This is a genomic window from Collinsella aerofaciens (genome assembly GCF_002736145.1).
Lineage (GTDB): Bacteria > Actinomycetota > Coriobacteriia > Coriobacteriales > Coriobacteriaceae > Collinsella > Collinsella aerofaciens_A.
Map to the genome: position 1 here is coordinate 1,979,579 of NZ_CP024160.1, position 11,667 is coordinate 1,991,245.

An 11,667-nucleotide genomic window follows, 5' to 3' on the forward strand; every position below is an offset into this window, starting at 1 on the left:
AGCGACTATCCCCTAAATTCAAAGGTGCTCAGGCCAAACGTCAGCAGATCGCCGTTGCGCAGCGGGCAGCGCGTAATGCGGCGGTTGTTGACGAGTGTGCCGTTGGTGGAATTGAGGTCCTCGATCGACCAATCCGAGCCCGTAAAGGTGAGCTGGGCGTGGCGGCGCGACACGTTGGGGTCGCGCAGGGCAATGTCGGAAACTGAGCGCTCGCGACCGATGGTCACCTGTGCGGAGGTGATGCTATGGCTCTCGCCGCTCACGACGTCGACGAGCTGGGCGAGCGGGCGCTGCGGGGCGCGAGTGCTCGCCATGTTGGAGGCGATGCCGGTTGCGGCGCCTAGGCCCACGGCGGCACCGGTCGCGGCGGCTCCGCCCATGCCGGCAAGCGCGTCGCGCGAGATGGTCTGCGGCACCGGGATGGGTGCGGCGGCGGGGTCGGGGACGCTAGGCGCGAAGGGGTCTGCCGTGGCAAGCGGGTCAGGAGTGGCGGCGCGAGGCGTCGGCTGCTGCTGGGGCATGGCGGCGGGGCGCTGCTGCTGCGGGGCAGCAAACTGCTGCTGGCCGGCGCGCGGGGCGCTGGCGGCACGGCTTACCGCGGAGTTGTTCTGGCCCAGGCCGTTTTGATAGGCGCGCTCTTCTTCGTACAGGCGGCCGAGCGTGGGGGCATCGACGTTCTCGGCAAAGACCGAGAACTTGCCGGCGCGCAGCTGCGGATCGATCATAAAGCGCACGAGGGGCTCGCCGACAAAGACATAGCGGCGCTTTTCGGCCTGCGCCTTCACAAACTCGCGGACCTCGCGCGAAAGCTCGGGGTAGAACGGGGCGAGCATGGGATCGTCGTCGGCGGCGATCAGGATGGTATAGAGTGCCGGCGCCGTGTTGACGCCGTTAATCACCAGAGTCTGATCCTCCATGTCGCGAGCGGCCTGCTTGGCAAGCTTCTTAAAGGAGAACGGGGCACGGGTGGCACCGAAGATGCCGGCCACGTGGTCCTCGAAGATGTTCAGGAAGTTCACGAAAGATCACTCTCCGTATAGGTTCTTTGGTATCCGAGCAAATATAGGCATATCCCAACGATTATAGAGGATAGGGTTCCCGCAACTGCCGCCTTGGCGGCGACCGCGGCTGCAAGGCTGGCAATTTCCATATGGTGTGCAAGACAGGATGCCGCTGCGCAGCCGATGCCGGTGACGGCGATGGCGGCGATTGCGGCAAGGTTTGAGCCCCGGTCGGCACGCTTGGCATGGGCATTGAGCAGCGCAGATGACGCCGCGGCAGTTGTCGCGACCAGCACAAAGGCAGCCCAAAGGAGCGGGTCTCCCAGCGCCGCGGCGACATTGCTGAGCCCCAGCACGCCTCCGGCTGAAAGCGCGACCGTGGCCAGACGGGCAAAAAGCACGCCCATGCCCGTTGCCGCGGCGGCGCTTGCCGGGCCGAGCCAAAATGACGCGACGCCGGCGGCGACCCCAGCTGCCAGGAAGGTATTGCCAGTCAGACAGCCAAGCGCGAGTGCACAGGTGAGCGCGGCGCTCGCGGCAGCCTCGGTGCGACCCCAGGCGATCCACCAACCGGACATGGCAGCGGCAAAGATCACCGCGACGGGCAACATCGACAGGATGCCCTGCGCCTGCATGGTGGCGTTGGCCATGAGCACCAAAAAGCCCACGGCCGAGATGGCCGAGCCAATCTGCGGTGCCAAGCCAGCCGCCGCTCCGATCGCGATAGCCGCGACGACCAACCCGGGAAGCGCCGCGACCCCGGCCGTTTGCATCAGCAAAAAGCTAAAGGTGCCGCACGTTAGCGCCGAGATAGCGCGCATGGTGTAGTCGCGCGCATGGCTCCAGCGCGTGCCCGCCCAGCCGAGCGCGGGGTCGACCTCGATGGCGTCGTCCTCGTAGTGCGACGGCTCGATATCGTTGAGTTCCTGCTCGTCATCCGAAAGCTCGCCAACCATTTGCTCCAGACTGCGACGGCCCTCGCGCACGCTGCCCAGACCGGCAAGGAGTTGGTCGCAAAATGCCTCGATGCTGTTGGGGCGGTCCTGCGGCATGGGGGAGAGCGCGCTCATGAGCGCGGCCTCGGCTCCCGGGGGAAAGTGTGGTATCAGCTCGCTGGGATAGGTGGCGCCGCCGATGATGCGGTCGAGCGAGTCGGCGGGCGTGGCCGCCATAAAGGGAGCGCTGCCGCACAAGCCCTCATAGATAACGCAGGCAAGGGCAAAGACATCGGCGCGTTCGTCGACCGTGCCGGTCTCGATATCGAGCTGCTCGGGCGGCATGTAGCCGATGGTGCCGCCGCGCGAGCCGCCAAAGCCACCGGCGGACGACAGTCGCGCCATGCCAAAGTCGGTGAGCTTTACATTGCCCGAGTGGTCGATGAGCACGTTGGCGGGCTTAATGTCCAGGTGGAGTACGCCATTGCTATGGGCGAAGGCGAGCGCCTGACCCAGGGCATCGGCAATGGCTGCGGCCTCGTCAAAGGTGAGCGAGTGGCCGTCCACGCGATGCAAAAACTCGGCCAACGACATACCGTCGACATACTCCATGACCAAGTAGGCATAGGCGGTGTCGTGCGTAAAGTCGATGACCTGCACGATATTGGGATGTTGAAGCATGGCGGCAGTGTGCGCCTCGCGCAGGACATCCATGATGTCGCTGGCGGGCATGCCGGCGCCGTTGATAAGGGGGATGCGCTTAATGGCGACGCGGCGGCGCAGGTGCGTGTCGCGGCAGATCTCGATGGAGCCAAAACCGCCGGTCGCAAGTGTCTCGAGCGGCTGGTACCGCTTGAGCAGCTCGCGAGAGCTGGTGCCCTCCAAAGGAACGTCCGGCGAGAACCGGGCGGTATGTTGCGAGAAAAGCGGCATGGCCAACCCTCGTGCGTTTAAAGTTCGTTTGCGAGTGGCGGGCGCGGAGCCGAGCCGTTCGCGGTGGCATAGATGCTGCTAGTGTAGCACGCTCGGGTGCATGGGGAGGATAGCGGGATGCGAGGCTGCCTGTCTGGTTTGGCCTTAGCGCTTCTTCCTGTTCTTCTTCTGCTTGCGCTGCTTGCCTTTGGTCTCCTGGGGCTTGTCGCCCTGCTTGGCCTCGGCGGCGGCCTTCTCGGCCTTCATTTTCTTCTTCTTGGTCTCGATGCGGAGTTTTTTGTTGATGCGCGCCTTAAGGAAGGGACCGAACTGCTCGGCATCACCGCGGACAAAGGTGTCCTTAGGGATCGTCACGCCCTGGTCGGCGAACATGGCCACAAAGATGCGCTCGCCGTCGAGCACGTGGTCGAGCTTTTCAAACGGGAAGAACTGCGACTTGCCGCTCTTGCCCCATACCATCAGGCCGTCTTCGTTGGCAGCGACGCGGCGATAGCGGCCGCCCATGGACTCGTCGGCCTCGACGGCATCGATAAAGTCGCGGGCGAGCGTGTGGTGAAGGTTTTTGCTCCACCAGGCCAAAAAGGCGCCGAATACGATCAAGACGACGCCAAACTTGATCCAGCTGCCGCCGGCCACCAGCATGCCGATGCCGATGAGCGCGGCAATCGCAGCGGCGACATACAGCGAGCCGCGACGCCTGGGCGAGGCAACCAGGCGGGCGAAGTCGGTGACGAGGTCGTTTTCGTACTGATACTCGTTGAGGTACAGGATGCCGTCGTCGGCCGCGGCCTGCTCCTCGAGCGCGACCTCGACCTGGTCGGCTGCTTCGAAGGGAACGAGGTTGCTCTCTGCGTCTGCCATGCTCTTTGGACTCCTATCGCGGCGGGCTCGCCGTACGGGTTATTATGAATGCAGTATGCCGTGCGACCGCATGGCCGTCGCGGCAACAAGACTCAGTATACCCGGGGGAGCACCCATGGAATCGTTGTACCGAAAGTATCGCCCGCTCACCTTTGACTCCGTGGTGGGCCAGCAGCATATCGTCTCGACGCTCGAGCACGCCATCACCGAGGGGCGCCTGTCCCACGCCTACCTGTTCTGCGGACCGCGCGGCACGGGCAAGACCACCATGGCGCGCATTCTGGCCAAGGCGCTGCTGTGCCGCAATGCCGAGGCGGCGCGCGCCGAGGGTGCAAGCGGCTGCATACCCGACGGTACTTGCGAGGAGTGCGAGCTCATTGCCGAGGGTAACCACCCCGATGTTTACGAGCTCGATGCCGCAAGCCGTACCGGCGTGGACAACGTGCGCGAGGAGATCATCAACTCCGTCAACTTTGCCCCGGTGCGCGGCAAGTACAAGATTTATATCATCGACGAGGTCCACATGCTCACGACGGCGGCGTTCAACGCGCTGCTCAAGACGCTCGAGGAGCCGCCGGCACACGTGATCTTTGTGCTGTGCACCACCGACCCGCAAAAGATTCCGGAGACCATCCTCTCGCGCTGCCAGCGTTTCGATTTCCATCGCATCGGCAATGAGGATATTGAGCATCGCCTGGCATACGTGTGCGAGCAGGAGGGCTTCGATTACGACGACGAGGCGCTGGCCATCGTGGCGCGCCATGCCAAGGGCGGCATGCGCGACGCGCTCTCCACGCTGGAGCAGCTGAGCGTCTTTGGCAACGGTTCTGTGCATGCGGACGACGCCCGCTCGCTTTTAGGCGAGGTTTCGGACCAGATTCTGGGCGAGTTTTCCCGCGCCATTGCCGATCGCGATGTTGCCGAGCTCTATGGACTGATCCGTGCGCAGGTCGAGGAAGGAAACGACCTGCTGGAGCTGACGCGCGACCTGGTGGCGCATGTGCGTGACGTGTACGTTGCCTGCGTTGCCGGTGCCCGTGCCGAGCTGTTTGAGGGCGGCTCCGAGCAGGCCGAGGCGCTTGCTGCCGAGGCCGCTGCCTTTGGCGAGCATCCTGCCGACCGCCTGGCTCGTGTGCTGACAGTGCTCGACGATGCCGCACTGGAGATGAGGGGCGCGAGCGACGTGCGCCTGGTGCTCGAGATTGCCTGCACGCGTCTGGCACGTCCCGAGGCCGATTTGACGATTGAAGCTTTGGCTGAGCGCGTAGCTCGCTTGGAGGCCATGGTTGCCAACGCCGCCGTTCCGGCGAGCGTGGCTGCTGCTCAGGCCGCCGCGCCTGCAGCATCCGTACCCGCTGCTGCCCAGCAGCCGACGCTTATCTCGGGTGCCCGAGCTGCCGCTCCGGCGGCATCTGCTACCCCCGCTGATACGTCCGCGCGCCAGGGTGGTATGCCTTGGGACCGTGGTGCTGCCGCTCCGTCGGCTCAGCCGGCTGCTCAGCCGGCGTCTCGTGCTGCGTCCGCACCGGCGTCCAAGCCTGCGGCGTCCGCGCCCCAGCCCGCCGCTGCCCCGGCTCCCGCACCTGCCACCGCTCCGGCACCTAAGCCCCAGCCCAACACCGCCGCCCAGGTTGCCGCCACCGGTGCTGCCGAGACCCCCGCGGTCGAGGACGCCGGCGAGCTCCAGCGCAAATGGGCCGAGGTCGTCGAGCGCGTCAAGGCTCGTCAGGCCTCCTACGCAGGGCTTTTGCTCAACGCCCGCGCCACGGCCGACGACGGCTCCAAGCTCACGGTCTCGTTCCCTGCGGGCTCGACTTTTGCCATCAAGATGCTCGGTCGCGCCGACACGCAGTCGGTGGTCCTGCCGACGGTCTGCGCGGTCTTCGGTCGTCGCACCGTCGACTATGTTCTGGATGGGGGTGGCACGCCGGCTCCTCAACATGAGGAGCATTCTCCATCTGCACGGGCTGCGGTATCTGCGGACCCGCAACCCGTGTCCTCGGCGGCCCCTGTATCCTCGAGTGCCAGCGCGCCGCAGCAGCAAGCGACGCCGGTAGCGGCATCGACCCCGTCGGCGCCTAAGCCAGCCGCGGCCAAATCGGCTGCTTCGGTCCCCACGCCCAAGCCTGCCGCTGCGCCTGCGCCCAAGTCATCCGACCTGGGCAAGGCCCCCTGGCTGCGCTCGGACAACCCTGCCGGCGCTCCCGCCACGGGCAAGCTCCCGACTGAGCCTGCGCCCCGCGCGCCCGAGCGCGCGTCCGCTCCCAAGGCTCAGCCGTCCGCGCAGTCTGCACCGTGGGAATCCGAGCAGGTGCCCTACGATGACGCCATGGTCGGCGGCTTTGCAGGCGATGCGAGCGGGGACGATCTGCCTCCGTTCGACGTGCCGGCCACGGCGTCCGCGCCCAAGCCCGCTGCGGAGGCACCCGCGGCCCCCGCAAGCGACGACGCCCCCGCGGCTCCCTGGGAGTCCAACCCCGGTGCGGGCAGCCCCTTCGGCCATCAGGGCGCAGCCCCGAGCATCCCGCAGACCGAGGACGAGGCCAAAGACCTCATCCGCAGCGTCTTCGGTCAGGCCACCATCTTCAAACCGGTGGAGTAGCTGCGCAGGCGGGTATACTGCTCAAGAAGAGAACCCTTTGAACGGAGCGAGCTTATGATGTGGGAATATGTCCGCCTTGAGGACGATACGCAGGTTTCGTATTCCGAAGTCCGGGAGGACAACACGGTGAAGGTTGTTGTGGAGCGCCCGCGCGATTGGGGTTTTGACACGGCGGAGTGTATCTTGCCGGCATTCAATTGGGTGTCACACGAGGGCTTTAGCGAAGCAGACCTCAAAGAACTCGATGATTTCGTGCGTAACAATGCCCCGCTCATCCTGCGTTTTGCCTACGAAGGCGGACGAGTCTATGCCTAGCCTGTTTCGACTCGGGCCGTACATCATCTTCTTCTGGACGGGGGAGAACGGCGAACCTGTCCATGTTCACGTTGCGGTCAAGCGCCCCACTGCCGAGGCAACCAAGATATGGCTTACCCGCTCCGGCGGATGCAAGCTGGCCCATAACAAGGGCGATATTCCTGCTCGGGATTTACGCGATATCATGCAGTTTGTTTCATCTAACCATGCGCTGATTTGCAAACGTTGGAAAGAAACAACCGGTGGGCTATCGTTTTACTGCTGAGGGCCACTCATTGGACTTAGGGCCCCTAGCTCTTTAGGGGCGCCTCGTCCGGGCGCATCTGTATTTCGGACATGTGTAGTGTGGTGCCGCGTATGTCGCATTCGAGCAGGCAGGTACGCGATGGCCGGCCTAGGATACTGAGGTCGATACGATACGTCGCATGGCTGTCCGTGTACTCGACTTGCTCGGCGTTAACGGTTGCTCCGATTGCCAAATAAACGCCTGGCTCGGCATCGACAATCTTGAAGTCCTTTATCTTGACCTTGAACTCTTGGTAGAGGGACGGGCTGTTGTAGTAAACAGTTCGGGTTCCATCGGTGCACTCATCGGTCGCTTCCCATTTGACGACGGGCTGGTCCGAGCTGGCTATGAGCAGTTCTGCTCCAAAGGCTATAGCATGGGTGATGACAACCAACAATGCCCAGCCGACAAAGAGATAGAGAACCACATATGCAACGGGGTGTTTTGAGCGGATGTTTTGGAGCGCGTCGGGGGCATTCATGGGGCACCTCCAAATTGCTATCTATGACAATTAAATTATACCCCGTCGTCATGAGCGCCACCTCGAGTAGTGGCTCGGCATTTAGCCATTTAGTGGTACGCATTAAATGTCGGATTCCGGCTCTACGAGATTTAGCTTTCAATATTATGCAGATGCGAATTATTCAACTTTGCATAATCTTGGGGGCGCATCACGCTCCAGGACATGTATATCGACTGAGGTAACACGTCCGCCCCGCTCTCTCGCCGCGCGCCGTGGTACGATTTTTGAGTTTGAAAGTCCCGCCGTGCTCCGGCTGCCCTTGCAGCTCGGCGTGCGGCCGCACGTAAAGGAGCCATCATGGCCGGTATGAACATGCAGCAGATGATGAAGCAGGCTCGCAAGATGCAGGAGCAGCTTGCCGCCGCGCAGGAGAACCTCAAGTCCCAGACCGTCGACGCCTCTGCCGGCGGCGGCATGGTCAAGGTGACCGTTAACGGCGAGATGGAGCTCGTCAACCTCACCATCGATCCCGATGCGCTCGATCCCGAGGACGTCGACATGCTGCAGGACATGATTATGGCTGCCGTCAACGAGGCCGTTCGCGGCGTCAACGAGCTCGCCAACAAGCAGATGGGCGCCATCACCGGCGGCCTCAACATCCCGGGCATGCCGTTCTAAGACGCGCATATATATGAGTGCTAACCATAGCCTGCAAAAATTGCTCGATGAGCTGGGTCGCCTGCCGGGCATTGGTCCCAAGTCGGCCCAGCGCATCGCCTATTACCTGTTGGAGGCCGATGCCGAGGAGGCCCGCCGCCTGGCCGAGGCCATCCTGGAGGTCAAGCAGGAGGTCCACTTTTGCAGCCGTTGCTTTAACTACGCCACGGCCGACGAGTGCTCCATCTGTCAGGATTCGATGCGCGACACCACTCGCATTTGCGTGGTGGGCGAGCCGCGCGATGTCCAGGCGATCGAGCGCACGGGCAGCTACCACGGTCTCTACCACGTATTGGGCGGCGTGATCAGTCCCATGGACAAGATTGGCCCCGAGCAGCTGCACATTCGCGAGCTGCTGGCACGCTTGGGCCACGAGGATATCCATGAGGTCATCATCGCCACCAACCCCAACATCGAGGGCGAGACCACGGCGAGCTATCTGGCCCGTACCATCAAGCCGTTGGGCGTCGAGGTGTCGCGTCTGGCAAGCGGCCTTCCCGTGGGCGGCGACCTGGAGTATGCCGACGAGCTTACGCTTGGCCGCGCCATCGAGGCCCGTCGCGCGATTTAGGTGGCGAGCCTGCTCCTGCCGTATGTTTTCCTCGCGACGCACGGGGTAGCCATAATTTCCCCGTGCGACTGTAAGTTTGTTGTGCAACAAAGATGCTTTGTATCCGCTTATCGCATGGATGCTTCCACTCGCATCCTTAATTTGCCCATTCGTTGCGCAACCTTTTGGGTTCGCTGATACACTCAAATATGGATTCGAATGAATGCGCCGCTCCCGAGCGGCGTGTTTTTCTTGGAGGAGAACGCATGCGGCCCGGTGGCACTCAGACAAAGCGCGGCGCCGCGGTGCGCATACGACGCCGACTGGGCTTGGCGCCGCGGGCGTACGCACTGCTATCGTGCTCGCTGGTGCTGGTCATAGCTGGCGTTTCTGCCTATGGCATGACCGTGCCGTCCATGATACAGGCGCATGCCGCACGCGAACCGCGCGTGGGGCATGAGGTCAAAAGTGACCTGGGCACCACGACTGGATATGCTTGGGCAAGTGTGGTCGCGCATATTGTGTTTGGCACTGACGACGCGGACGGCGCCGAGGCCCCGGACAACGAAGTCACGCTTGCCAATGGCAAAACCATCGTGCTCACCAACACCAAGATCATCGATCGGTTGTCCAACAATAGCGTGGCGGCAACGGTGAATAAGGTCGAGCAGCAGAAGGAGCAGGACGCCCAGCAGTCCGGAAAGCCCGGTAGCTCGGATACTTCTGGCTCTGGCTCGGATTCATCGAGTTCGGGCGGCGGCTCTGGGTCGGGTTCCTCTACCGGAGGGTCTGGAAACGGCGGCTCGACGGGCGGCAACACTGACAACGATGCGAACTCCGGTGGCCTTTCCGCTGCTGAGGAAGAGAGCATTCACAGTTGGCTTGTGACCAAGTACAACATGCTCGACGGCTATGTTTCTCGTGCCAATGACGTGGTTTCGACCTATAACTCTACGGGAGATCCCAGGCCGTGCGACAGCTTGGTCGGGGAGATGTTTGTCATTCGAGCCGAGTTCGGTCGTCAGACATTCTCGCCCCGGTCAAAGTGGTATCAGCAGTATGCCAATCTGTGGGGCTGTTACACCAACCTATGTCAATGGGTCGGCCATTACGGCGATGATGACGTCGCGCTCGGTAACTTCAACAATAACGTGGCGGCGCTTGCCCTATGATGACCGATCTTGCATCCACCACACCACAATCGCTCGGTCGCGATCCCATGGTCGGCCTGCGCCTGGCGCGTGTCGACGGGTTTGAGCCGGCCATTGCGCTCGGTCAGGACGAACTGCCTGCCTATCTGCGTCGTTTTACGATGCTGTTTGCCGACGATGCCACCATGCGCCGTGGCGGTATCGGCCGCGTGACGCGTGCCGTCAACGCCCAAGGCGAGGCCGTGGCACTCAAGCAGCTCATCTTGCCGACGCGCGATGAGTTTGACGACGATGCCGCCCATGAGGCGCTGGTCGCCAAGTTCAAAGCGGCGTTTCGCGAGGAATATGAATGCCATCGCGCCCTTTCGGGTCTTAAGGGCTTTCCCCGCCTCTATGGCTGGGGCGAGGTTGACGGTGTGCCTGCAATTGTCATGGAATGGGTTGAGGGCGAGACGCTTGCCCGCTTGCGTTCGCGACTCGCCGTGGACGATGCCGGCCGCCTATCGCCGCTTGTGGCGGCGCGCTTGGGGCGCGACCTGTTCGACCTGCTCTGCCGCATGAGCCTGGTGGGGGAGGGCTTTGTCCATCGCGATATCTCGCCCGCTAATATTATGGTGTGTACGGCGCGTTTACCGCTTGACCGGCAGCTTGCCGAGGGCACCTTTGACCTGTGCCTGATCGACTTTGGCTCGTCGCTGGCGCTCGAGCCTGCGTCGGCCGTGGCCGGTACCGGCGGCAAGGCATCCTTTACCGAGCGCTATGCCACGCTGCGTCGCGCGACGGTTGCCTACGCTCCGCCCGAGATGCTCACCGATGATATTCCCGACCTGCGCGCTTTGCGTATGTCGCCGGCGATCGACGTCTATGCCGCGGCAAGCACGGTTTACGAGCTCATTGCCGGCGTCGCGCCATACGAAGCCGCGCCGAGCACTTCGGGTTCGCGCAAAAAGACGCGCGACATCGCCAGCCCCTACCGTCTCAAGATGGACACGCGGCCCGACTATCCCATTGGTGCCCATGCGCCCGGTTGCGATTTGACTCAGCTGCTTCGTCGTGAGCCCGATGTGGCGCTCGCCGCGGCCGAGCAGGCCCAGCAGCTAGGGCTTGAGCCGGATTCCGAAGAGCTACGCGATGCGCTGGCGTTTGTCGATGCCCAGCTGTTCGACGTGGTGATGGCCTGTCTGTCCAGCCATCAAAAAGATCGTCCCGAGCCGGCGGCGGTCGAGGCGGCGCTCTCGGCGTTTTGTGACCACTATGCGCAAAATGTCGGTCGTTCGCTCCGCGGCGAGCCGCTCACGCCGTGCCCCATGGATGCGTCTGGCCGCGCGGTTCGTCGCGCGCTGATGGTCGGCGCGACGGTCGTCTGCGGTGTGGTTTGGGCTGTGGTCGTGGTTTCGGCCGCGCTGCTGGCGTCGGGCGCTCGCGTGACGGCGACTTTGGGATCGCTCGTGTGGTCTGGGTCGCTACCGGGCATTATTGCCGCACTGGCGTTGGCGCTGCCAGGCATAGCCGGCGTTGCCGCGGGGGCACTTGCGCGCGATCGGCGCTCGGGCTTCCTGCAGGGTGTGCTTGCGCTTTCTGCCTGCGAGGTTCCGGTGCTGGTTGTGGCTGCATGTAGCGTATTTTCCCAACGCGCCGTGATGGGCGGCCTTGTTGCCGCTCTGGTTGCAACCTATACGCTTACGTGGTTTTTGCTTGCGACGGGCTTTGCCTTTGAACTTCCCGTTTCGGCACCGCGACGCACAAAAGCCCAGATGGCGACTCCGCTTGCCGGTGGAGCCGCAGCTGTCCGTACTTTTGGCGGACCTGTCGAAGTATCGTCCGATTCTATTTCTACGACCAAGGAGGCCTAG

At 63.2% G+C, this 11,667-nt stretch carries 11 protein-coding genes; 7 read left to right on the top strand and 4 right to left on the bottom strand.

Translation table 11 applies throughout. The annotated features are described in order from the left end of the window. Positions 1-5 precede the first annotated feature (5 nt). The 3 genes from CSV91_RS08590 to CSV91_RS08600 form a co-directional block, all read right to left on the bottom strand. Positions 6-1,019: an FhaA domain-containing protein gene (locus CSV91_RS08590; protein WP_099432543.1), complete on the bottom strand. Its 1,014-nt coding sequence runs from the start codon at positions 1,017-1,019 to the stop codon at positions 6-8. Beyond that, positions 1,016-2,869, bottom strand: a complete 1,854-nt coding sequence (locus CSV91_RS08595) for a serine/threonine-protein kinase (protein WP_099432544.1) — start codon at positions 2,867-2,869, stop codon at positions 1,016-1,018. The genes CSV91_RS08590 and CSV91_RS08595 overlap by 4 nt, the downstream gene beginning before the upstream one ends. Positions 2,870-3,013: 144 nt before the next feature. Next, complete coding sequence (locus tag CSV91_RS08600) at positions 3,014-3,730, bottom strand: hypothetical protein (RefSeq protein ID WP_147579404.1); 717 nt, start codon at positions 3,728-3,730, stop codon at positions 3,014-3,016. 115 nt (positions 3,731-3,845) lie between these two features. Between CSV91_RS08600 and dnaX the strand changes: the two genes are divergently transcribed. The 3 genes from dnaX to CSV91_RS08615 are packed head-to-tail and all read left to right on the top strand — an operon-like array spanning position 3,846 to position 6,912. Continuing rightward, a complete protein-coding gene (gene dnaX / locus CSV91_RS08605; protein ID WP_172622476.1) occupies positions 3,846-6,332 on the top strand; it encodes a DNA polymerase III subunit gamma/tau in 2,487 nt (828 codons plus the stop codon). 54 nt (positions 6,333-6,386) lie between these two features. Next, a complete protein-coding gene (locus CSV91_RS08610) occupies positions 6,387-6,647 on the top strand; it encodes a hypothetical protein (RefSeq protein WP_099432547.1) in 261 nt (86 codons plus the stop codon). Further along, complete coding sequence (locus CSV91_RS08615; protein ID WP_099432548.1) at positions 6,640-6,912, top strand: DUF4160 domain-containing protein; 273 nt, start codon at positions 6,640-6,642, stop codon at positions 6,910-6,912. The genes CSV91_RS08610 and CSV91_RS08615 overlap by 8 nt, the downstream gene beginning before the upstream one ends. Positions 6,913-6,937: 25 nt before the next feature. Here the strand turns inward: CSV91_RS08615 and CSV91_RS08620 are convergent, their stop codons facing one another. Beyond that, positions 6,938-7,414 (bottom strand): hypothetical protein, encoded by a 477-nt coding sequence (locus CSV91_RS08620; RefSeq protein WP_099432549.1) that lies wholly within the window; start codon positions 7,412-7,414, stop codon positions 6,938-6,940. Positions 7,415-7,753: 339 nt separating this feature from the next. On the opposite strand from CSV91_RS08620, the gene CSV91_RS08625 reads away from it, so the two are divergent. The 4 genes from CSV91_RS08625 (at position 7,754) to CSV91_RS08640 (ending at position 11,667) form a co-directional block, all read left to right on the top strand. Next, positions 7,754-8,074: a YbaB/EbfC family nucleoid-associated protein gene (locus tag CSV91_RS08625; protein ID WP_006235174.1), complete on the top strand. Its 321-nt coding sequence runs from the start codon at positions 7,754-7,756 to the stop codon at positions 8,072-8,074. A gap of 13 nt (positions 8,075-8,087) precedes the next feature. Further along, positions 8,088-8,684 carry a recombination mediator RecR gene (gene recR / locus CSV91_RS08630; protein ID WP_099432550.1) on the top strand — a complete coding sequence of 199 codons (597 nt, stop codon included), beginning with the start codon at positions 8,088-8,090 and terminating at the stop codon, positions 8,682-8,684. Between the two features lie 245 nt (positions 8,685-8,929). Further along, positions 8,930-9,835, top strand: a complete 906-nt coding sequence (locus CSV91_RS08635; protein ID WP_099432551.1) for a hypothetical protein — start codon at positions 8,930-8,932, stop codon at positions 9,833-9,835. Then, positions 9,832-11,667: a serine/threonine protein kinase gene (locus CSV91_RS08640; RefSeq protein WP_099432552.1), complete on the top strand. Its 1,836-nt coding sequence runs from the start codon at positions 9,832-9,834 to the stop codon at positions 11,665-11,667. The genes CSV91_RS08635 and CSV91_RS08640 overlap by 4 nt, the downstream gene beginning before the upstream one ends.

Bases quoted from the DNA above. Each gene is read 5' to 3' on its own strand.
- recR (WP_099432550.1), top strand. From the start codon at position 8,088: ATGAGTGCTAACCATAGCCTGCAAAAATTGCTCGATGAGCTGGGTCGC.
- CSV91_RS08600 (WP_147579404.1), bottom strand. From the start codon at position 3,730: ATGGCAGACGCAGAGAGCAACCTCGTTCCCTTCGAAGCAGCCGACCAG.
- dnaX (WP_172622476.1), top strand. From the start codon at position 3,846: ATGGAATCGTTGTACCGAAAGTATCGCCCGCTCACCTTTGACTCCGTG.
- CSV91_RS08635 (WP_099432551.1), top strand. From the start codon at position 8,930: ATGCGGCCCGGTGGCACTCAGACAAAGCGCGGCGCCGCGGTGCGCATA.
- CSV91_RS08615 (WP_099432548.1), top strand. From the start codon at position 6,640: ATGCCTAGCCTGTTTCGACTCGGGCCGTACATCATCTTCTTCTGGACG.
- CSV91_RS08640 (WP_099432552.1), top strand. From the start codon at position 9,832: ATGATGACCGATCTTGCATCCACCACACCACAATCGCTCGGTCGCGAT.
- CSV91_RS08610 (WP_099432547.1), top strand. From the start codon at position 6,387: ATGATGTGGGAATATGTCCGCCTTGAGGACGATACGCAGGTTTCGTAT.
- CSV91_RS08625 (WP_006235174.1), top strand. From the start codon at position 7,754: ATGGCCGGTATGAACATGCAGCAGATGATGAAGCAGGCTCGCAAGATG.
- CSV91_RS08620 (WP_099432549.1), bottom strand. From the start codon at position 7,414: ATGAATGCCCCCGACGCGCTCCAAAACATCCGCTCAAAACACCCCGTT.
- CSV91_RS08595 (WP_099432544.1), bottom strand. From the start codon at position 2,869: ATGCCGCTTTTCTCGCAACATACCGCCCGGTTCTCGCCGGACGTTCCT.